Source organism: Xanthocytophaga flava (assembly GCF_030068545.1).
Lineage (GTDB): Bacteria > Bacteroidota > Bacteroidia > Cytophagales > 172606-1 > Xanthocytophaga > Xanthocytophaga flava.
On record NZ_JASJOR010000002.1, the window covers coordinates 386,702 to 408,627 of the forward strand.

The 21,926-nt window shown below is 39.5% G+C and carries 15 protein-coding genes; 5 read left to right on the forward strand and 10 right to left on the reverse strand.

Annotated elements, in window-relative coordinates; translation table 11 throughout:
• Positions 1-154: 154 nt before the first annotated feature.
• Positions 155-1,576, reverse strand: coding sequence for a chloride channel protein (locus QNI15_RS04390; RefSeq protein ID WP_314030724.1), 1,422 nt, complete (start codon positions 1,574-1,576; stop codon positions 155-157).
• Between the two features lie 122 nt (positions 1,577-1,698).
• A complete protein-coding gene (locus tag QNI15_RS04395; RefSeq protein WP_314030726.1) occupies positions 1,699-2,592 on the reverse strand; it encodes an OmpA family protein in 894 nt (297 codons plus the stop codon).
• A gap of 833 nt (positions 2,593-3,425) precedes the next feature.
• Between QNI15_RS04395 and QNI15_RS04400 the strand changes: the two genes are divergently transcribed.
• The 5 genes from QNI15_RS04400 (at position 3,426) to QNI15_RS04420 (ending at position 7,876) form a co-directional block, all read left to right on the forward strand.
• The gene (locus QNI15_RS04400; protein WP_314030727.1) at positions 3,426-4,184 is read left to right on the forward strand and encodes a 5'-nucleotidase; all 759 of its coding nucleotides are present in this window, start codon (positions 3,426-3,428) and stop codon (positions 4,182-4,184) included.
• Complete coding sequence (locus QNI15_RS04405) at positions 4,162-5,112, forward strand: bifunctional metallophosphatase/5'-nucleotidase (RefSeq protein ID WP_314003022.1); 951 nt, start codon at positions 4,162-4,164, stop codon at positions 5,110-5,112. Before QNI15_RS04400 ends, QNI15_RS04405 begins: the two co-directional genes overlap by 23 nt.
• Positions 5,113-5,494: 382 nt before the next feature.
• Complete coding sequence (locus QNI15_RS04410; RefSeq protein ID WP_314003020.1) at positions 5,495-5,929, forward strand: hypothetical protein; 435 nt, start codon at positions 5,495-5,497, stop codon at positions 5,927-5,929.
• A gap of 167 nt (positions 5,930-6,096) precedes the next feature.
• Positions 6,097-6,993 (forward strand): AraC family transcriptional regulator, encoded by an 897-nt coding sequence (locus QNI15_RS04415; RefSeq protein WP_314003018.1) that lies wholly within the window; start codon positions 6,097-6,099, stop codon positions 6,991-6,993.
• 79 nt (positions 6,994-7,072) lie between these two features.
• On the forward strand, positions 7,073-7,876 hold the full coding sequence (locus tag QNI15_RS04420; RefSeq protein WP_314030729.1) for an enoyl-CoA hydratase/isomerase family protein: 804 nt from the start codon (positions 7,073-7,075) through the stop codon (positions 7,874-7,876).
• A 342-nt stretch (positions 7,877-8,218) separates the two neighbouring features.
• Here the strand turns inward: QNI15_RS04420 and QNI15_RS04425 are convergent, their stop codons facing one another.
• The 8 genes from QNI15_RS04425 to QNI15_RS04460 all read right to left on the reverse strand — a co-directional run bounded on the left by QNI15_RS04425 (position 8,219) and on the right by QNI15_RS04460 (position 21,823).
• A complete protein-coding gene (locus QNI15_RS04425) occupies positions 8,219-8,935 on the reverse strand; it encodes a pirin family protein (protein ID WP_314030730.1) in 717 nt (238 codons plus the stop codon).
• Between the two features lie 318 nt (positions 8,936-9,253).
• Complete coding sequence (locus QNI15_RS04430; RefSeq protein WP_314030731.1) at positions 9,254-9,802, reverse strand: hypothetical protein; 549 nt, start codon at positions 9,800-9,802, stop codon at positions 9,254-9,256.
• 344 nt (positions 9,803-10,146) lie between these two features.
• Entirely contained in the window at positions 10,147-12,336 is a 2,190-nt protein-coding gene (locus QNI15_RS04435; protein ID WP_314030733.1) for a glycoside hydrolase family 97 protein, read from the reverse strand.
• A gap of 72 nt (positions 12,337-12,408) precedes the next feature.
• A complete protein-coding gene (locus QNI15_RS04440) occupies positions 12,409-13,800 on the reverse strand; it encodes an alpha-amylase family glycosyl hydrolase (RefSeq protein ID WP_314030735.1) in 1,392 nt (463 codons plus the stop codon).
• A 66-nt stretch (positions 13,801-13,866) separates the two neighbouring features.
• The gene (locus QNI15_RS04445) at positions 13,867-14,955 is read right to left on the reverse strand and encodes a SusE domain-containing protein (protein WP_314030736.1); all 1,089 of its coding nucleotides are present in this window, start codon (positions 14,953-14,955) and stop codon (positions 13,867-13,869) included.
• Between the two features lie 12 nt (positions 14,956-14,967).
• The gene (locus tag QNI15_RS04450; RefSeq protein ID WP_314030738.1) at positions 14,968-16,455 is read right to left on the reverse strand and encodes a RagB/SusD family nutrient uptake outer membrane protein; all 1,488 of its coding nucleotides are present in this window, start codon (positions 16,453-16,455) and stop codon (positions 14,968-14,970) included.
• Positions 16,456-16,463: 8 nt separating this feature from the next.
• On the reverse strand, positions 16,464-19,505 hold the full coding sequence (locus tag QNI15_RS04455; RefSeq protein ID WP_314030739.1) for a SusC/RagA family TonB-linked outer membrane protein: 3,042 nt from the start codon (positions 19,503-19,505) through the stop codon (positions 16,464-16,466).
• A gap of 659 nt (positions 19,506-20,164) precedes the next feature.
• A complete protein-coding gene (locus QNI15_RS04460) occupies positions 20,165-21,823 on the reverse strand; it encodes a DUF6377 domain-containing protein (RefSeq protein ID WP_314030740.1) in 1,659 nt (552 codons plus the stop codon).
• Positions 21,824-21,926: the final 103 nt, after the last annotated feature.

The window sequence follows — 21,926 nt, forward strand, 5'->3', positions numbered from 1 at the left end:
TCCCGCAAAAAACAAAAAGTAACTCTGCCCCCGTCTGCCTTTCTTGAATTTACCTATCAGATCTGATACTTATTCATTAGAACTACAAAGTTATTGTTATTACCATATTGTCATCTGGCTTACTAATCTGATTCTATACATCTGTTCAATATCATTACATAACTTGCAGATATTGTTTTTTGATTCGTTCATAGAAAGATTCTTTGTCTATCAGCAAGGCAACCAAAGAAGCTACCATTCCTGCCAGCATAAGATGAAAAATAGCCGAATGCCGATCGGTCATTTCCAATACAAGAATAGCAGATGTAAAAGGAGAACGGGTTACACCTGTCAGAAATCCTACCATACTTACCAGAATAACCAGATTATAGCTTTCCGGAGGCACACCTAGTAATTCAGATAATACATATCCGATAGTAGCACCCGCAGACAATGAAGGCGCAAATATTCCTCCGGCTGCACCACTGGCATAGGTTAGAAGTGGACCAATAAAGCGCACTAATGGAAGTGTCCATTCTTTTTCCTTGTGCCCTTCAAATAATAAGGTAGTCATTACTTCTTTGCCTGAGCCCATGCTTTGTATATCACTCAAATAGACCATTCCTGCAAACGCCACTCCAGAAGCTAGTACCACCATAATCTGGGCAGATTTGGTCTTTAAGCTTCTTTTTGCTCTGGAGATAAGAAACGCAATTCGCCCGAACAATGCGCCTAATAATCCAGAAGCTATACTAGCTAGTAACACTATCCACACAAATGAAAAACCTGCAATGGGTACTTTAGGATATCCCAGATACAAATATGGCCCCAACAACCATTGTGCAGCCATACCAGCAATAATTACAGAGGTAAATATTGCAGTCCGAAAATGGACCAGATGTGTGCGTGTTAGTTCTTCTACCACAAAGACAATCCCTCCCAATGGAGTATTGAATGCAGCTGCCAATCCGGCTGCCCCACCTGTAATCAGCATGAGTTTTTGAGAAAGATTAGGCCAGCGTTTGGGTAAATACGTATGGACCAGATTAAAGACAGAACCTGCGATCTGTAATGTTGGTCCTTCCCGTCCGATTGCTCCTCCACCCAACAATACACAAATACTACTCAATACCTTAACTACAATTACCCGAAAACTTACAAAACGTCTAGCCTCTTTGTAACGTCGTGGAGTGGAAAGCTCAATAGCGGCCATCAGTTGCGGTATTCCACTTCCACTGGCAAAGGGAGCCCATCGTTGTACAATCCACCAACCAAGTAGAAATGCAACGGGAGCAAAAATAAATATCAGGTAAGGATATTGCTCTATCCAGCCACTACTCCAATGCTCTATCCAAGTAAACAATTTGGCATATCCAACAGCAATAAATCCGATAAGCAAGGAAGCAATCCAAAGAGGGACTGCCTGTAATACTGGCTCACGCCACTTTTCAGAAGCTACGTGTTTGGTTCGTGCTTCCAGGAAACTTATCAATCGGGTAAAAACAGATTTTTCTCTGAATGGTGTAGATTCTTCATCTGCAACTGAGGCAGATTCGTCTGATGATAGACTTTCAGGGTGTTGATTTTCTTCGCTCACTAGGATTGTATTAGGTAATCCCAAGCAAATAAAAAGATTGTTCCTCAAAAAAGTATAAGGATGAAACAAAAAATGCGGATCTATATCTGAGTATCCGCATTTCTCTACAATATCTGAATGATTTATTTTCCTTCCAGTATCCGGTAAAGTTCATCCAGCTTAGGAGAAAGAATGATTTCAGTACGGCGATTCTGACTTTTCCCTTCAGGTGTTGTATTGGCTGCTTTCGGGAAGTATTCACTACGTCCGGAAGGCGTCAATCTACGGGGATCTACATCGTACTCTTTGGTAAGTAATCGCACAATGGAAGTTGCCCGCATTACACTCAAATCCCAGTTGTCATTAAAAACAGCTGTTTTGATTGGTACATTATCGGTGTGACCTTCTATGGTAATCTGTATGTCCGGATTTTTATTAAGTTCTGTAGCCAATTGGCCAAGTGCCTGCTTTCCTTTAGCATCTACATCTGTTTTACCTGATTTAAACAATAATTTATCCGAAAGAGATACATAGACCAAACCATCTTTCAGCGTAATGGACAACTCGTCTGAGTTAAATCCACTGAGAGCACCCTTAATACGATCCAGCAATGCTTTTGAAGCTTCTTCCTTCTTACGGATGGCGTCCTGTAATTCCTGTACCAGCTTTTCTCGTTCAGCTAAGGTTGCCTCCTTATCCTGTAGCTCTTTTTCTCTACGATTTAACTCGGTACGCAATTGGTCATTTGTCTTTTGTCGATTAGCCAGTTGTTCATTGGCTTGTTTGTATTTGGTTTCCAACTGCTGATAATTGTCCAGCAATCCTTTCAATTCCTGTCGTACATACTGGAGTTGGTTATTCAACTGACTTGTATCAGACTGTAAGGCAGTAATTTTCTTTAAGGCATCATCTAGCTGCTGCTGTGCTGTTTTTTTCAGTGCAACCTCAGCATCATACTTTTTTTTACCTACCACACATGAACTTATCGATATGAGCAATGCAATCAGAAAAGTAATTTTTCTAAAATGTACAAACATAGTAAAAGAACAAGGGTTAATACTTCTGCTCACAGATTGTCTGTGCTCTATTCGTTTGAACAGACTACTGTGATACATACTAAGGTTAATAATGGTTGGAATTCTTTGTTTCTATTCATGTGTATATAAAAGGATCTGAACAAATAGCGCAGAGGTATATCTATACATGAAAACGAAATTGCATAGATACACATTTTTGAATAGAAATTCTGTTGAAGCAGGTTTGCAGGAAAGAAGAGGCAAAAGTATAGCTGGAGGCAGTGCCCCCAACCATAACTATATCTTAAAACACCGTATTATAGAATAATCCTATTCTATACAAATCTAGATGCCACAAACATAAACTCACAACCTTAAAAAAAGCTTAAAAACAACCTTAAAATTTCCTTAAAATTCTATTTTGACAATACAGATATTTTACAAAAAAAGAAATACCTCACCCAAACCTGATGGCTGGGTTACTTTCCATGTGCATAGCGTTTAGTATATCTATTTTATAATTTTTACAAGATGTAGATTGTGCAATGCAGACATTTCTCTATTTTTGCATCTCCTTTGATGCCAGCGCACAGTAAGATGCGTTTTTTACATTACTGTATAAATTTAAAAGAAGAATGAGAGGAAATTACAGATTTCCTGTGTACGCTTTTTTCTGATTATTTATTCGTTAACGCTTAGCCTACCATTATTCAGTCACAGAATACTAAAGCAATAGTCAATAAACAAACCATACATGGTTTATCAGCTTGTGAAATACAGAAGAAATAGAGTATAAATCTGTTCTTCGGAATTTCAGCAACTGTCAACCACCATTTTTAATCCAAATAACCCTAATGAAGATTGTAATTAAGTTAGAAACTATTCTAGTCCTGTATCTGCTTACGATCCTCTGGTCTTGCAAGTCACACTATGCGTTGGTAAGCAGTGATCGAGGGAAATATTCCATTGACTCACAAGTTCCTGTTGATTCCTCTATTGTCAAAACCTACTGGCCCTATAAGGAGCAAATGGATGCAAAGATGAATCAGGTAATCGGACATTGTGCCAAGGAACTGACCAAAAGCTATGACTTACCAGAAACGTTGCTGGGCAACTTTTTTTCAGATGCTGTTCTTGCAGAAGGAAAGAAAATAGATCCATCCATTGACTTTGCTATTCCCAGTACCAAAGGTGGCATGCGCAACAGCCTTCCCAAAGGAGACATTCACTTGTCGAATGTGTTTGAGTTAATGCCTTTTGAAAATGAAATGGTTGTACTGAAACTCAAAGGCTCAGATGTGGAAGAACTGTTAAACTTTATTGCCCGTTCGGGAGGGCAGCCTGTAGCAGGTCTTCGAATGACAATTGAGTCTCAGAAGCCTGTTAACCCACTAATTAATGGACAGCCATTTGACAAGAACAGAACCTATTTGATACTAACATCTGACTATGTTGCCAATGGTGGTGATCATGTGGGTGGGTTTAAAGATCCGCTTGAAAGAAGGTCCTTAGGGCTAAAAATACGTGATGCCCTGATTAATTTTATTAGAACAACCACTGACGCAGGTAAAGATATTAATGCAGAACTCGATGGAAGAATCACAAAAATTTGACAGAAGAAAATTTCTGAAAGCAGCAGGAGTTGCAGCAGCCTCTCTTGCCTTTAGTACACAGTCCTTAGAAACTCTTGCGAAAGAAGGAGATCTACACAAGCTCACCATTTTGCATACCAATGATGTTCATAGTCGCATTGAACCTTTCCCTATGGATGGATCACGTAATCAGGGTCTGGGTGGAGTTGCCAGAAGAGCCGCGCTGATAAAAAAAATCCGGGAAGAACAGAAAAATGTATTACTTCTGGATGCAGGTGATATTTTCCAGGGTACGCCCTATTTTAATATGTTCAATGGTGAACTGGAAATGCGTATGATGACGGATATGGGGTATGATGCAGCCACTATGGGAAATCATGATTTTGATAATGGAATGGAAGGTTTTTATAAACAATTGCCTCATGCCAAATTCCCGATTCTGGTCAGCAATTACGATTTCTCTAATACTATTCTTAAAAACTCTACTCAACCCTATAAGATATTTAAGAAAGATGGTTTGAAGATAGGAGTTTTTGGTCTGGGCATTGAACTGGCAGGATTGGTAGAAAAGAAAAATTATGGAGATACTATCTATCTGGACCCAATTAAAAAGGGTAATGAGATGGCTGCTATTCTTAAAAATGACCATGCCTGCGATCTGGTGATTTGTTTATCTCACTTAGGGTATAACTACAAAGAGTCAAAAGTATCGGATCAGGTCCTAGCCAAAAATACCCGTAACATTGACTTGATCATAGGAGGACATACGCATACGTTTCTGGATCAGCCTGAGGATGTAAAGAATCTGGATGGACATATTACGACCATCAATCAGGTAGGATGGGCAGGCATTAACCTGGGCCGGATTGATTATTACTTTGAAAAAGGCTCTGCTAAGAAGATTAAAGCTGCCACTCAATATCAGATTAATAATCAGTTGCCGGGGTAAGTAAAGTTCATTTGATAGTTAGTAAGAACCAGAGTTTATGTTTAGTAGGCTCTGGTTTTGTTTTACTAGAGTTTTACCTTCGTTGTTTCTCCTTATTTTAGAGGTATCAATGGATGCAGATAATGAGAGGCATCTTTATGTTTAGCTGTACAGTAACCCTCCAATTTTCAGACCGCATGCAATTACAATTTCCTGCTCTAGAGTTATTAATGATCAGTAGAATTTAAATGTTTCATTTCAGACATACACACCTTTACATAAGTGCTATTGCCTGAGTATACAAGAACTATTATGATTGTATAGAAGAGTACGCTAAAAAAATATACTGATAATGATGCTAATACTTTTACAGGTCTTTTAAGATAAATCAACCTTGAATAATATGATATCCCGATTAGCTTTTGTCGCAATTGTCGTTTTTTTTGTTGGTTGTATGGCTCGACCTGAACAACCACCCTTAACGATGCCGGAAAAAGCATTTATTGACATACTTGAAAGGCAATGCAACTGTCGTACTGAACGAGAAGTAAACCCCAAAATTCGAAAGGGGAATAAAAGTAGTAATGAAATTTTTAGCGAAAAAGGGTATTATATATTGGTGCTGGACAGCGTTTCCTGCAGAGCTATTACAGAAAAAGATAGCTTAAAAAAAATTGCAAATAATCTTGCAAACCAGTTACATAGGAAAATTTTAACTAAAGACTTTCCATATGACTATAATAGAATAGCCATCATATTTAGTTGTATACCCGGAGTAGATCAAAGAAATAATGCATTATTTGAGTATACATTAGAGAATCTAAATAAAATGCCCTAAAATTTGAGGGTGTGAAAAAATGCATAAGTTTTCACTTTGACTTTACCAATGCCAGCTAGCTATACTTACTACTGGCTCACTTTATAGGGAAGCCTACATGTAAACCTGTAATTTACTAAAACATCACTCAGCCAAAAGCAAACTAAAATTTTCACATCTTTGCATTTGTGAAAGTATTCAATGACATAACAGCCTATAACAAGTATCTGAATCTGGCAAATCCTCCACATCCATTAATGGATAGCAGGGTTTGTAAGGAGTCTATTCCTAATTTCCCGCAATCAAGTAAAGAGATACAAGTCAATCTGTATAGAATTTCATTGAAAAAAAACTTTACAGGTGATATTAAATATGGCAGTAAAAAATACAATACAGAAAACGGTTTGCTGTTATTTACAGAACCTGCACAAATTGTGTCCTGGGATAGTCTCACATTCTGGGATGGGTATTCTTTTGTCTTTCATCCGGATCTGATCAAAAAACATCCGGTTGCTCATAAAGTTAAACAATACAAATATTTCAGTTATGAAGTGAAGGATGCATTGTTTCTTACACCAGAGGAAGAAGAAACGATAACCTGGCTATTTACTAAAATTCATCAGGAATTGATCACTCATAAAAGCAATGCCAATCAGGATGTAATTTTATCCTTGCTCAATGTTGTACTTACCTATGCCGAGCTATTCTACGAAAGACAGTTCCGCGAAGTAGGTACTCAATCTATTTCCATCGCGTCCAAAGTAAAGGCGTTGTTGCAATATCATTACAACAACTTAGCACAACCTGTACAAAACATACCTACCGTATCTTCTATTGCTCAGGAATTAAGTCTTTCACCCAATTATCTTACCGATTTAGTCAGAGCAGAAATAGGAAAAAGTACTATAACTCTGATACACGAGTTTGTAGCTGAGCAGGCAGAGATTTTATTGCAACAAACCGACATGAATATCAGCGATATTGCCTATCAGCTTGGATTTGACAATGTACCTTATTTTTCAAGGTTTTTTAAGAAAGTAAAAGGTGTCTCACCCAACGAAATCCGAAATCAGGGAAAAGGATAAGCAATTCCGTACTTTGTGTTAACTGCCAGCAGGAAGTTGAATTTACTTTTGTCTTATCAAACTAATTCAATCTTCTACTATGATCTTCACAACACAAAAAATAAACCAGGGGTACTGGAAAGTACTGATTGACAACCCTCCTATCAACATATTTGATGCAGAGTTCTCCAATCAATTACGGGTATTACTGGATCAGATGGAAGCAGATGAAAACCTAAAAGTTGTAGTTTTCGAAAGTGCCAATCCCGATTTCTTTGTTGCTCATGTTGAACTTATTGATATTGCAGCGTTTCCTAAAGGTCCAGGTAAGACAGGACTCTCCATTGCCTGGCCAGATCTCGCCAAACGCCTGGAGCAGGCTCCGTTTGTAAGCATTGCCTCTATACGAGGGAGAGCAAGAGGGATAGGCAGCGAGTTTATACAGGCATTTGATATTCGGTTTGCCAGTAAGGAGAAAGCTATTTTTGCACAACCTGAAATTGGTATCGGTGCTTTTCCGGGTGGGGGTGGACTGGAACGCCTGCCGTTACTCATAGGGAGAGCGAAGGCATTAGAAGTAATCATGAGTGGAGATGATTACAATGCAGAAACAGCAGCTTCATATGGATGGGTAAACCGGGCTATTCCTGATAATGAACTGGATGCGTTTGTAGATAATTTCGCCAAACGTGTTTCCTCATTTGACAAACAAGCCATTACATCAATCAAAGCTACAATAAACCAAAGAGTCACACTTCCACAAAACGATCATTTGCAGGAAACACAACAACGTTTCTTTGCTTCACTGGAATGGCCAGAAAGCAGACAACGGATAAAAGCTTTATTGGATAAAGGATTGCAGCAATATAGTGATGTAGAGTTAAACCTTGCCAAATATCTTTAGCGAGCGATCAGTATGAATGAGGATATCTCTCGAAATGCTGGTTATAATAAAAAATGACTGGAGTTGCAGTCACTGTCAAAAGTGAACAGAACTCCAGTCATTCTGTAAAGTGAACAGAGATCGAATATTTCCGACAAGTGACTGGAATACCAGTCAAAATAAAAAATGACCGGAACTCCAGTCAAAGTTGAAAGTGAACGGAAGTATGGTCAAAACTAAAAGTGATTCGAATAATGGTCACTTCTTTGTTTGATCATTCAACACATACGAAATACTTTTTGAGAGGCTTTGATCGGAATTCGAATCATTCACAGGAAATGAACAGAATTCCGGTCATCTCTCTTATGCAGGGAATTCACCTGAAACTTCAAATAAGAGAAGAATAGCCCCTTCTGACAATGCTTCAAAATCTATACTTTCGGTTTCCCATAATGCCAGAGCATCTTTGGCATGTAACAATCTGTCCTGTACTTCAAAAGCTCCGGTAATGACAAAAACGTAAATGCCATTACGGTTATTTGTCAATGTATATTCTCCTTTAACACGACCATCGTATTTGCCAATATAGCATTGATAGGGTTTCGTGGTGACAGCAATCAACGGTAGCAACTGATTTGTTTCATCCAAATTAAAGGTAATTTGTTCTGTTGGCTCTGCGATATCTGTTGTCTTGGTCAACTTGGTCAACCACATGTGCAGACAGATCACAATCTCATCTTTCTCAAATGGATTGATAAGCTGATAACTTGTTCCCTCTGATAATGAGGTTACATAGATCTGTCCGGCAGAAATGAAGTTTTCTGTACCATTACTGTCTTTGTATTCAATCAGCCCAGCCAATGGCACAAGTACTACATCTACTGATTGAGGTACTGTTAGCTCAATACTCTTTTCTGCAGAAAGAATTTCTTCATTCCATAACTGAAGCACACCAAAAGGTTTCCGGTGTTCATTTTGATATTCACCAAAATTGAAGGTAACATAACTTTTCTGGCCTTCTGAACTCAGAAAGCCCCGTTGTTCGGCCAGATGGATCACGGCCTTATTTTGTACAATCATGTTGTATGTAGTTGGAGTGCAAACAATAGAAGAATCTATCTGTGTGGTGCTTTTGTAAGCAAACGTATCTTTTACAAAACACATTGCCCTACTAAACAATACCTCTTGTTACAGTTGATGCTTTCAGCAAAAATACAGGAATAATTGGGGAAAGATAGAAAAAACAAAGCCCGGCACTCCCGCCGGGCTTCGGAGCTTAATGCTCTGAGAAAAGCCGCCCTAAATGCTGCTTTTATGTTTTTGTATTGCAAAGAAATAGTAGAATCGTTTTTTGCACAAGTCAAAAAACACAGATTTTCCTACTTGTGTAATAAGGTATTACCAGGTAATAATATAAGTACAGGTTTCTTTTCCTTCCTGGCGAGTTTCTTTCGTTTGATCAAGGTTAACTTCAGCTATGTAGGAATCTTTTGGCTTAAATTTGCGGAGCATTGTTGTGATAATACCTCTGTCAAACTCGCTAGGGTATGGGTTATGACACACCATAATTGCTTCTCTTTTAGCAGCATCAAAGCTTGTAAGCTTGTAGCTTCCAATCGCTCCTCCACGGTGATTCATATGATACGCAATATCAATACTGTTTAATGCCTTTTCCAGAGAATCTATTTCAGGAGGAAATAGTGCATTTTCTGGAATGGCCTTTCCAATAACAAAAAGTGTAGGATCTCCCAGATGCTTACTAATATCACGAAATGCATTCAACCACTTTTCCTGACTATACCATTGATCGGGCTGTACATTGCCCAGTCCATGCTTTTCCAGGATACCCCATCGGGTATCTCTTCCTGCATGAAGGGCATATACTACTGCAAGAATGGTTTGTCCGTTTACTTCTACACCTTTTTCAAAAGGAACAAATTGAGTCATAGCCTTATGGATAATTAAAGGAGTCATTGACCTCTCCATATAGAGATCACACTCATAAATACTAAAGTTCTTAAAAGATATACAACTCTGCTGACGACTATAACCTGTGAAGTAACTTACACTTGTTAGTTCGGGTAGAAAAAATACTACTAACTTTTATTATGATTCATAAAATAAGGAATAAAATTACAAACAAAGAACTTCCAGACAACAGTTTATAGAAGTACACCTTCAATCTGCTTCTTTTAGATAAACAAAACGGAGGCTAAAAGTAACCCGACAGTTACCTATGGCCTCCGTTTATACAGTTCTTCTTTTCGAATATACTTAAGCCTTCAAAGTTATTATAACTTCTTTAGACCTTTTATCTCTCCTGATGTCCCTTCTTTTATACTCACTGCCACCCCACCACTGGAAGCAAGTACCTGCTTTAATACACTGGAAGAGGAAACCAATACCTTACGAATGGTGTAACTCTGGGGCTTCTTATCATAGCTGGCATCTGTACCATCGGCATAGATAGTCGCTATATAGGATTTTCCTTTCGGCAGGAAGCTAAATGAAATAGTAGCTGTACGGCGGTTCTCATCTGTAATGCCACCCACATACCATTCCTGTTTTCCTTTGGCTTTACGGGCTATGGTTATATAATCTCCCGGTTCAGCTTCAAGTATGTAGGTATCGTCCCAGTCTACCGCTACATCTTTAATAAACTGAAAGGCATCTGGAAAACGGGCATAATTTTCAGGCATATCGGCTGCCATCTGTAACGGACTGTACATAGTTACATAATAAGCTAGTTGCTTGACCAATGTTGTATTGACACGTTGTTTGCTTCCTGTGCCATAATAAGACAAATCTGTCTGGAAAATACCTGGCGTATAATCCATAGGTCCACCCATTAGTCGTGTAAACGGCAGGATGGTGCCATGTTCAGGAGCAAGTCCAGCCATTGCCTCAAACTCTGTTCCCCGCGCCGATTCCTGTGCAATCCAATTGGGATAGGTACGGTTTAATCCTGTAGGTCGTACCGCTTCGTGACTATTCACCATAATCTTATAGTCAGCAGCCCGATCCGCAACATGAATGTAGTGATTTACCATCCATTGTCCATCATGATGTTCTCCACGAGGGATGATATCTCCTACATAGCCTGTTTTTACAGCATTATATCCATTATCAACCATAAACTGAAAAGCTCTATCCAAACGCCGTTCGTAATTGGTAGCTGCTGCAGATGTCTCATGGTGCATGATTATTTTAATGCCTTTTGAGGCAGCATACTCTCTAAGCATCTTTACATCAAAATCCGGATAAGGGGTAACAAAGTCGAATACCTCTTCCTTCCAGTTTCCAATCCAGTCTTCCCAACCTACATTCCATCCTTCTACCAGTACTGCATCAAACCCATTGGCTGAGGCAAAGTCGATGTATTTCTTTACATTTTCGTTGGTAGCACCATGATGTCCGCTAGGTGGAAAGGCGGCAAAATTATCCGTCAGCTTCACATTGTTTACTGTGCTGTAAGCCCAGTTGCTTTTGCCTGCTACAAAATATTCCCACCAAACTCCCATATACTTGACAGGTTTTATCCAGGATACGTCTTTGTATTTGGTTGGTTCGTTCAGATTAAGAATAAGCCGTGATGCCAGAATGTCTGTTGCCTTATCACTTACCACAATGGTACGCCAGGGAGTCTGAGCATTGGTTTGCATGTAGGCAAGGTTTCCAACAGCGTCAGGAACCAGATGCGTTTTCATTTTTAATGTTGCAGCATCTACTTCCAGGTCCATAGCCGGATAGTTTATTAGTGCTGCTTCATGGATATTAATGTACAACCCATCTGCTGATTTCATCATACAGGGTGTTTGTACAGAAGGAGCTTTGATAGGTTGCTGAGCTGTAATCGGAACAGTAGCTTTCTTTTGCAGAGAAGGTATTTCTGCAATCGTAGAAGTAGTATATGGATACTCATTTGTATCATAATCACCTGGAATCCAGAATATTTTATGATTACCAGCGAGATTAAACTCTGTTACCTCATCTTTTACAATAAAATAACTCAACCCTCTCTGCATCGGAAACTCATAACGGAATCCAAGGCCATCGTCAAACAAACGAAAACGGATACGCATAAATCGTCCCTGTTGTGCCTGCTGGGTAAGTGTTACCAGCAACTCCTGGTAGTGATTGCGGATTGTTTTTTGTTCACCCAATACAGGGTCCCATGATTCATCAATGGAAGTTGTTTTTACATCAGTTACAGTAAATCCATCCAGAAACGAACCTCCCTGACGAGTAGCCAGTCCAAGTTTGCTGGATTTGATGACAGGTTTGCTTTTAAAGGTTAGTTCATAAAACGGCACTCCATTTTCTTTTAGACTAAAGGTTAGACTGAAGTTCTTATTGGGAGAAGTAATCTGTTGAGCTTCTGCCAGACTTATGCTTCCGCACACAAGTATCACAACTAAAAGTCTCTTTATAGACAGAAAAGAACGACAATGTATTTTGTTAAGTACTTTATCAGCAATCATGGATACATAAATGAGAAATGAAACAAAACAGAAATGGTTATCACTTCAAGATAACTATTTCTGAATATATGTTTATTGATTTATTTTCAACACTTTATAGCTATATGCAGGCAAGGATATTTGGTTGCTTACAGCTGTACTGGTATTGGTAAATACATCTGTCCAGGCAGTATTCACCAAAGCACCAGGCACAGAATAGGTAACTGCTTTATTACGCAGATTGGCTATTACCAGTATAGTTTCCCCTTCCACATGCTTGGTAAATACACATACATCATCACTACTAAAAGACCGTAATTCACCCATACGTACTGTGTTACTTGCATTATAAAAAGCAAGCAGCTTTTTGTATTCAGCTACCATGCCATAATCTGCCGTGTTCCAGCTAATCGGTGTTCGGGTAAAGTATTGCAAGCGGGTTGCCTGTCCGACTTCCTGACCATTGTAGATCATAGGCACACCTTTCATATAGGCAGCTACAACAAAGGCCGACATAGATCCTTGTTTTCCGCCAAACAGTTCTAAAGGAGTACCATCACTCAGATTTACGTCATGATTAGTAGTGTAACGCACTACTCTTTGAGTACTTTCCGGAGTAATGGCATATTCAGCTGTATTGACATTTTGCAGCAATGTCACCGAACCCTTCTCTTCAAATACTTTATCAGACATGGTATAGAAGAAGTTAAAACCATACAGCAGATCAAAGCCAGCCTTGAAATGATCATTTCGTCCACCTTCTGCCAATATCAGTAATTTGTGGCTTTGGATGGTTCGTAGTGATTCGATAGCTTCTTTCCAGAAACTATAGGGTACATAATCAGCAGCATCACAACGGAAGCCATCGACATTGGCTGTATATACCCAATAGGCCATTGCATCAATCATCGCTTTTCTAAGCTCTGTATTGGTATAGTTTAGCTGAGCTACATCCAACCATCCTGTGCCTGGAGGACTGATCACATTGCCTGAATTATCCTGTTGGTACCAGTCTTTGTGAGCAGTAATCCATTCGTTATCCCAGGATGTATGGTTGGCAACCCAGTCAAGAATCACTGCCATTCCTTTGCTATGAGCAGCATCTACTAAGGCACGAAGGTTTTCCAGTGTACCAAATTCCGGATTTACAGCCTTATAATCCTTTATAGAATAGGGAGAGCCTAAACCACCCGCCGAGTTTACCACTCCTACCGGATAGATAGGCATCAGATAAAGAACATTTATCCCTAATGCCTTAACTGAGTCCAAACGGGCTTCCACCCCTTTGAAGGTTCCGGCTTCGCTAAAAGCCCTAAGATTTACCTGATAGATGGCTGCATTCTGACGTTCTGGCACTCCCTGAAAAGGACTTCCATATTGTTTATAGGAGAATGAAGGACCAGGACTATCTTTCTTGCACGCACCAGAAACGGTTATCAGTAGAAAGGCCCAGATAAGTCCTTTAAGCTTGTTATAATTCATCATAAGTAGTATTGGTAAAGTAAGCTACCTCTTTCGAAGTAGCTTACATTTTTCAGGATTTGGGATAAGTCAGTTTTTCTGGAGTGTGTACTTGTAGTTACCCGCCTTGTGCAGATCCAGTGTAATCGTATAGTTACCATCATCGGGAACGGTGAACTGTGGTTGATCTACATAGGTTCTCCAGGGATGATTGGCATAGGCTGGCTTTCCATTAGCATCTATACCAAAGTCAAGCTGCCATGCATTGTTTGCCCGAAACTTAAATGATCCGTTGGCTTTCATAGCAGCCGTCACCTTCCAGGTTTGTGTGGCTGCATCATATGTCATCGGTGTATCAGCATCCCAACCACCCGGAGTAGCCGCGCCGATAATTCCCCAGGAAGTTTTCAACAACAGATAACTCATGGTATTCAGGTTTACAGCCAGTAGGTAATAACCATCTGAAGGAGCTTTGAAGTTACCACCTGCATAGTTGGCTTCCATAATCTTGCTGCCTCCTGCATCTCCATAGGACATCGGTTCCCAGGCAGCCTGTGCATAAAGTTTAAACTCGTTGGTTCCGCCTTGAGGGATGTAAATGTAGCCTTCATAGATACCATCATTGTTTTCAGAAATCAATGTGGGAGCAGCAGTGACATTCCAGCCCTGAAAATCACCTGCTACCCACAAAGCAGAAGGAAACTGTGTTACTTCTGAATAAGGTGTTACGGCCACAGCAAGAGCAGAGGAATAAACAGATCTGTCTAATGTAGACTGTACGCGCATCACCAACGTTCCTTTCTGATCATCTACTAATCCTAATCCTTTCGCCAGATTGTTGAGATCGCTTCCCAGAAAAGATTTACTCAGCACATCCTCTCCGGCAGTAACAGTTTTGGCATTAGCCCAGGCAGTAGTTCCGAGAGTATCAGCAGGTACATCAATCTGGACTGTATAGGTTACAGGAGCCTTTACTGGAAAAGATACCTCTGGCCAGGAAATACTTAGTACAGATTCATTTTTATTTTGCTTATTCAGTACAATATCAGCAGCAGAAATCTGTGGAGTACCAGTGAAAGATACGGGTTTCAAAACGGTTAGTTCAGCATCCTTCTCACAGGCAGTCCCCCCTATCAATATGGTACAGAATACAAGGAGTATATTTATATATTTTCTCATACGAATAGCTTATTAATAACCAGGGTTCTGTTTTAAAGCAGGATTAGTATTCAATGCATCGGTAGGAATAGGAAACAACTTTCTATGTTCCTCAGAAGCGCCTCTGAAATCATTGGGTTGCAGAAAGGTTCCAAACCGGATCATATCCTGCCTGTGATGTCCTTCCCAGTTGAGTTCCAGTACCCGTTCGTTGTATATATCTGTCAGAGTTGGGTTAGCTGTAAGTGCATTTAGTCCAGCCCGAACCCGTACAGCATCTACCAAAGACTTAGCTTGCGAAGCATTCCCCAATCGTACATAGCACTCTGCCTGCATCAATAGAATATCAGCATAGCGGTAAATTGGAAAGTCATTAGATGCACCGCCACCATCCATAGGTGTAACAGGATAGAACTTCATATTTCGTACACCTGCATTGCGATCAGCACCAGGGTTGTCTAAAGAAGTTACTTCTGGCGTGTAGGTAACACCTCCAGGCTGTGCTCCTACTAGGAACTGTTTTTTTCGTATATCAGCATCTGAAAATTTTTCATAATAGGACTTGGGAACAATGGTACCATTCCATCCATTAAAGCCGAACAATGCCAGAGCGTTAGGTCCATTGAGAGATCGTATGGTAAAGATATTACGTGAAACTACGTTTGCCTGTACATAGATAGCCAGGATCGTTTCGTCGTCAGGCAGTTTGTCGCCAAACAACTCATAATACTGATAGCCCAGCGGACTGGAAGCATTGGCAGCCCCTGGATGAAGAGAAAAGCCTCCCTCTGTTAACTTTTCGCAAGCCGCCAGACATTCATTCCATTTAGCAGTGCCCGTATATACTTCGGCATTCAGATATACTTTTGCCAGTAATGCATACCCTGCCCATCGGTTAAATCGTCCATAATATTCTCCGCCTTTATTAGTAGACAGTTTGTCTACATTATTGGTTAGCTCATTTACCACAAACTGATAGATCTCTGCACGACTAACCTGAGGCAATTTGTCAACTGTAATGGTATTCTCTGTATAAAAGGGTACGTTCCCATAATCATCCATCAGCAGATAATAGAAAAAGGCACGCAACACTCTTGCTTCTGCAATTTTTGCAGGATCAGCATTGGCATTTTCTAACTGTGCTACAGCCAGATTAGCAGAGAATATAGAACTATACAGCCAGTTCCAGGTATTGGTAACAATAAGGTCAGTAGGCAGCCACTGATGAAGATGCAGACGGGCAAAATCGAGTTGCCAGTCTCCTGTATTTCGATGAGGAATTACCTGCTCGTCAGTAGACATAGTATTCAGATCATACCATCCGTTATCTGCACCAGCATATCCTACACCGCCCCAGTTTCCCCCAATTTTGGCATATACACCAGCCAGAGCTACATTGGCACCTTCTGCAGAGCCATAGAAATCCTTTTCAGAGTATTTATCATATACATGTTCATCTACATTGGTACAAGCAGAGAAGAACAGAAAGCTAAAACAGGTAAATAAAAATATCTTTCGCATATTCGTCATTATTTAAAAACTACGTTTAATCCCAAAGCAATGCTTCTTGTACGAGGATAGATTCCATTGTCTCCTCCAAATCCATTTCCACCACTCACATTCAATTCGGGATCAACCCCTGAATAGCGTGTAATTAAGGCAAGGTTGTTTGCAGTCAATGCAATTCGGAGATGATCAATGTATTTGAGGCTGGCAGAACGGATAGTGTACCCTACTGTTACGTTATCCAGTCGGAGATAAGAACCATTTTCCAGCCATAGATCCGAACCGTATTGAGTTGTATAGATGCCGTCTGCAACCGCACTCTTCAGTACATTGGCCTTCCCGATGTTTTCCATCAGACTCAGATTTTGACGTAGCCCATTGTAAATCTTGTTTCCACCTGATCCACGCCATACCATAGTTACATCCAGATTTTTGTGTTTTAGTGTTGGGGTAAATGCATAGGTATGTGTAGGCAACGCATTTCCAGCATATGCTCTGTCAGGACTTCTTACCCCCTGGTCTATAATACCATTACCATCACGATCCGCTACTGTCTCAGCATTGTTTTCAGTTTTTCCTGTATGCTGGAGGATAAAGAAGGTTCCAATGGGTTTTCCTTTAATCAAAAACGAATTGGGTCCCCAGGAAACATAATCCGTATTCAAAGGCACTCCATTGATACTTCCACTCAATTCCAATACTTCATTTCTCAGCAATGACACATTGCCTGCCAGGGTTAAAGTAGTATTGTCTGTTTTGATCAGTTGATAGCTTAAACTAAGCTCTAGCCCTTTATTCAAAATGCTACCCACATTGGCGATAATGGTTCCATAAGGAAAGGGAGGCTGAGGAACAGAATAATTAAAAAGTAAATTATCTGTAGTGGCAGTAAAGGCATCAATCGAACCGCTCAAACGGCTATCTAGCAAGGCAAAGTCAATACCTATGTTAGCCTGTTTACGTGTTTCCCAACGCAAATCTTCATTCACATTTTGTGTGATAGTAAAGTTGGTAATCTGTGATCCACCAAAATAGGTAACTCCGGCAGCACCTACCAATGAAAGCGAGTTTTGCGGATACAATCCCTGTTGATTACCCGTTACTCCATACCCTGCCCGTAGCTTTAACTGATCAAACAGCTTTTGTCCGGCCATGAATGACTCCTGATGTAACTGCCAGGCAACAGATGCAGATGGGAAGTTCCCCCATTTATTATTTTTACCAAATACAGAAGAACCATCTCTACGAAAACTAACTGTAAACAGATACCGATCAGCAAATGAATAATTAACACGTCCCAGAAAAGAAACCAATGTACGATCATTTTTATAGGATGACATATCGCCCGGTTGTACACGGGAGAGATCTCCCAACTGCAGTGCATTGTAAGTGGCAATGTCATTTACAAATCCACGAGCCTGCGCATAGTTACCCTGATACGTCTGGTTTTGCCACTCATATACCGCAAGGCCATTTACCATATGCTGCCCAGCTTTTTTCTGATAATTCAGACTGATATCCATCAGTTTCTCATCCTGCCGGTTATTGGTGATGTTGGCAATTCCTTTGTTATTAATTGCACTTGCTACTGTAGAAGCTGCCGGAAGGAAATATCCCCAGGTATTATCTGTCTTTCGCCAGCTACCAAACCATCCGGCTGTCAGTCCATCTACAATCTCCAGATCAGCCCGAAGACTACCAAACAGATTACTATTTTTCCCTTCATTTACTACAGTCTGAGAAATAGCATAGGGATTAAAGTATTCAAACACATTAGGATCTGTGTAATAGGAACCATCTGTATTGTAAACCGGATCAGTAGGACGCATCAGGTAAGCATTAGTAATCAGGTTTGTAGAAAATGCAGCTCTGTTTACACTGGATGGACTTCCTGTTGTATTATTAATAGCGTTGTTCAGATTAATAGTCAGGGTTAATTTATCATCCAGTGCACGTTGTGTAGCCTGTACCCGAGCAATATACTTTCGGTTGCTGGAATTAAGTACCACCCCATTTTGCAGAATTGCAGTCACGGAAGCTCTGTAGCTAAAAGTAGGCAGACCGCCACCAAATGAGAGGGTATGGTTCTGTGTATTTCCTGTGCGTGTCAGGATGTTATACCAATCTGTAGAAGAACCATGATTGGCAGAGGCGGGTACACCATTTAACTGAGCTTGCTCCCACCATTCATTTGCACCTAAAACATCTAATTTTCTTGGAATAAAATCAGCAGAAGCAGTTGCACTATATTCTACAGTCGTCTTTCCTTCTTTTCCTTTTTTTGTAGTTACGATAATTACACCAGGAGCACCACGAGATCCATAAATAGCCGTAGCAGAAGCATCCTTAAGTATATCAATGGATTCGATTTCATTGGGAGGAACCTGATTCAACAGATCCATATTTCCCTGAATTCCGTCTACCACAACCAAAGGGTCATTTCCTCCTATCAGTGAAGTGATTCCACGTATCCGAACACTGGGTGCAGAGCCTGGTTCACTACCAGTCTGAGAAACGTTAACTCCGGCAGCACGACCAGCAATCTGTTGCAAAGGATTGGTTACAGCCCCCTGGTTCAGGTTTTCAGACGAGATTGTAGCCACTGCTCCTGTAATATCTTTCTTCTGTTGGGTTCCATATCCTACTACAACAATTTCTCCCAATGTTTCGATATTGGGCAACAACTTAACATTGATTGTTGTCTGATTGGCAATATCCAGTTCTTCTGTATTATATCCGACATACGAAATAACCAGTTTGCTTCCCACATATTCTTTAGGTACTGAAAGTTCATATTTCCCGTTTACATCGGTAACAGTTCCTATGCGTGCATTCTCTTTTATACGAATGCTTACACCGGGTATTGCTTCTCCATTCTCATTGGTGATAGTACCACTGATTCTGGTATCATTTTGAGCCAATACCGGGATAGTTGAAAACGTGAGCAATAACAGAATAGAGAAGATTCCAGCAATACCTCGTCTCTTTCGCTGGGCTTTTCCATCAGGTACTTCAGATGTTGTACAGCAGGTACACTGTAACACTAGTAAGAATAAATCCTTCATTATGTAGTAAAGAAAATTTGAATAGTTATATTTTTTAAAGTGTAAGGAAATAGATATGTCAACACATTTTCAGAATCAGAGTTTAGTTAGTATAAACTCCATATTCCAGCCCAGTGCCGACATCGCGCATTCTGTCGTAATACATTTGTAAAAACCAGATGGGGTAATTATGAAAGTATGTGATGTGCCTGATTACATTATTCTCTGGGTGAGATTAAAATCAACGAACATCCGTATCTCAAAGGTCTACAGATAGAGAAGCTAATTCAATTTTAAGATATAGAAAGTAAAAAAATCAGCTAGATAGATTATAACAAAACATTGATAATCTATCACTTACTCAAGTGAAAGAAGTAAAAAAAAGTAAAGAAAAAGTAAAGGTCTGGAAAGAAAAAACAGGAACTCTGTAAGCTTTTTTTAGTAAAATCAACGAGTGAAAGATACCAGAAAGTAATGTATAAAGTTGTACAAATACAGCTATACAAATTTAGCTCTATAGGCAAGGCCTTCTTCCATAATAGGCCTGCGAAGTATAATTTCAGCTATCAGAGAGAGTTAACCACTATATAAAACTTTGAAAACAAAAGCCAGTAAACTATCTGATTTATATAATCAACATCCTGTTATAGTTATAAAAGCTATACTAGCTATTTATACTATCAGAAGGCTCTGATTTCCATAATCTTTTGTTCAAACTCTTCATTTGATAAAAACGACTTATTTTTCACCTTGGTTTTATAGTTATAAATAGTGCGTATCGAATAGCCTAATATCTTGGCTATCTGTTCAGGATCATGGATTCCCATACGAATCAGGGCAAAAATTCGGAATTCAATACTAAAGGAGCCTTTTTCTTTCGCTGTAAACTCATTCTCTTCTTCAAAATACGAATTAAAAACAGTAATAAAGTTGGGAAACAATGTAACAAATATCTGATCAAAGCTTTGAAACAGGTTTTCTCGTTCCTTTTTCAGATTAACAGAATCTATCACATGATTAATGTCTTCGTATTTTTTAGAGAGCAGCTTTCGTTCAACCGATTGTTTGAGTTTTTCCAGTTTATTCAAGTAGTCTGAATACATGTTAAACGAATAACCAATATATTCTTCCTTAATTTTATTTGCTTCTATCAGGTGGTCATTGGTTTGTTTTAATATCAAATTTACCTCAGTGAGCTTTTCATTCGCTTCCTGCAAACTTTGATTGGCCTCTGTTACTGTCTTTTTGGCTATCCGTAACTGTTTCAGCTGTTTAAAAATAATAATCGCAAATATGACTACCAATAACGATAGCAATGAAACAATACTGGCATATACAAACAGTTTACTTTTCTGACTTTCTGCTGTAACCAAACGTTCTCCTTCTATAATGGGAAGTATGGTACCTACCTGTGTTTGCCGCTGCCGGGCGCCATAGGCAATAGCATCAGCCAGCGCCCGTTTTATAAATAGATAGGCATTTGTTTGATCGCCAGTTTGATAAAGTAGTTCTGCCAGATTCAACAATGCCAGATTCTCCTGTATTGCTGATTGTATATCTGCAATGGCCGCTTTACATAATAATTCAATAGCCTGAGACGTATTTCCAGTATCTCTGTATACACCAGCTAATGAGGAAGCTGTTTTTGCATAATCATGTGAAGAGGGTGGATACTTTCCTAAAACCAGTACAAACTCTCTGATAGCTTCATCGTATTTCTTTTCCTTAAAATATTTCAGTCCACTTAAATACGCGTATTCAGGCTTGTCTGAAGCTAAGTGAGTTAGAGCTGAATCTAAATGCATATTTCCTTTAATCAAATATGAGCTGGCATAATACTTATCTGCATTGTAAGTAGCCAGATCATGAAAGGCACGAGCCTGGAGAACATGATATTCTACATTTAGACTATCTGGCATATATTGAATATGTACAGCATTTAATGAATCAAAAGCTTCCTTATACATACCAGATGACAAGAGAGTAAAACTGATTTTAAGTTTAGCATATTCTATCTTCACAGGATCATTCAACTGACGAGCTTTTTGTTCAAGCCGTAAAGCATAAGCAAATGCCGAATCATATTGAAATGACTGATAATGTGTATATAACTTGCTGTATAGTTTAAATTGTTGTTGTAGGGACATATCTTCTTGCCTGAGCATATCCCGAAGCTGGTTAATCTGATGTTCTTTTTCTCTGATGTAAATTTCTCTTCCCTCTATCTGACGCGTTAGTACATGAAGCAAGCTATCAGTAGTATTAATCGAGAATGCAGAGGTAAACGTGAGGCAAAAAAAAAGGGTAAAGCAGACAGATGCTATATGGATATCCTTCATAACTAATTTGATTGGTGGCTTTAGTAACATACTGAAGCCAAAAGACGGACTGACTTATTCAGATCGGATGGTAAATATACCACTTTGGTTTGTATTTTATTGA

What these genes read in the sequence shown, in the direction of transcription:
- QNI15_RS04400 (WP_314030727.1), top strand. Translation starts at nt 3,426, where the DNA reads ATGAAGATTGTAATTAAGTTAGAAACTATTCTAGTCCTGTATCTGCTT.
- QNI15_RS04450 (WP_314030738.1), bottom strand. Translation starts at nt 16,455, where the DNA reads ATGCGAAAGATATTTTTATTTACCTGTTTTAGCTTTCTGTTCTTCTCT.
- QNI15_RS04405 (WP_314003022.1), top strand. Translation starts at nt 4,162, where the DNA reads ATGGAAGAATCACAAAAATTTGACAGAAGAAAATTTCTGAAAGCAGCA.
- QNI15_RS04430 (WP_314030731.1), bottom strand. Translation starts at nt 9,802, where the DNA reads ATGACTCAATTTGTTCCTTTTGAAAAAGGTGTAGAAGTAAACGGACAA.
- QNI15_RS04395 (WP_314030726.1), bottom strand. Translation starts at nt 2,592, where the DNA reads ATGTTTGTACATTTTAGAAAAATTACTTTTCTGATTGCATTGCTCATA.
- QNI15_RS04410 (WP_314003020.1), top strand. Translation starts at nt 5,495, where the DNA reads ATGATATCCCGATTAGCTTTTGTCGCAATTGTCGTTTTTTTTGTTGGT.
- QNI15_RS04425 (WP_314030730.1), bottom strand. Translation starts at nt 8,935, where the DNA reads ATGATTGTACAAAATAAGGCCGTGATCCATCTGGCCGAACAACGGGGC.
- QNI15_RS04440 (WP_314030735.1), bottom strand. Translation starts at nt 13,800, where the DNA reads ATGATGAATTATAACAAGCTTAAAGGACTTATCTGGGCCTTTCTACTG.
- QNI15_RS04435 (WP_314030733.1), bottom strand. Translation starts at nt 12,336, where the DNA reads ATGATTGCTGATAAAGTACTTAACAAAATACATTGTCGTTCTTTTCTG.
- QNI15_RS04460 (WP_314030740.1), bottom strand. Translation starts at nt 21,823, where the DNA reads ATGAAGGATATCCATATAGCATCTGTCTGCTTTACCCTTTTTTTTTGC.
- QNI15_RS04455 (WP_314030739.1), bottom strand. Translation starts at nt 19,505, where the DNA reads ATGAAGGATTTATTCTTACTAGTGTTACAGTGTACCTGCTGTACAACA.
- QNI15_RS04445 (WP_314030736.1), bottom strand. Translation starts at nt 14,955, where the DNA reads ATGAGAAAATATATAAATATACTCCTTGTATTCTGTACCATATTGATA.
- QNI15_RS04420 (WP_314030729.1), top strand. Translation starts at nt 7,073, where the DNA reads ATGATCTTCACAACACAAAAAATAAACCAGGGGTACTGGAAAGTACTG.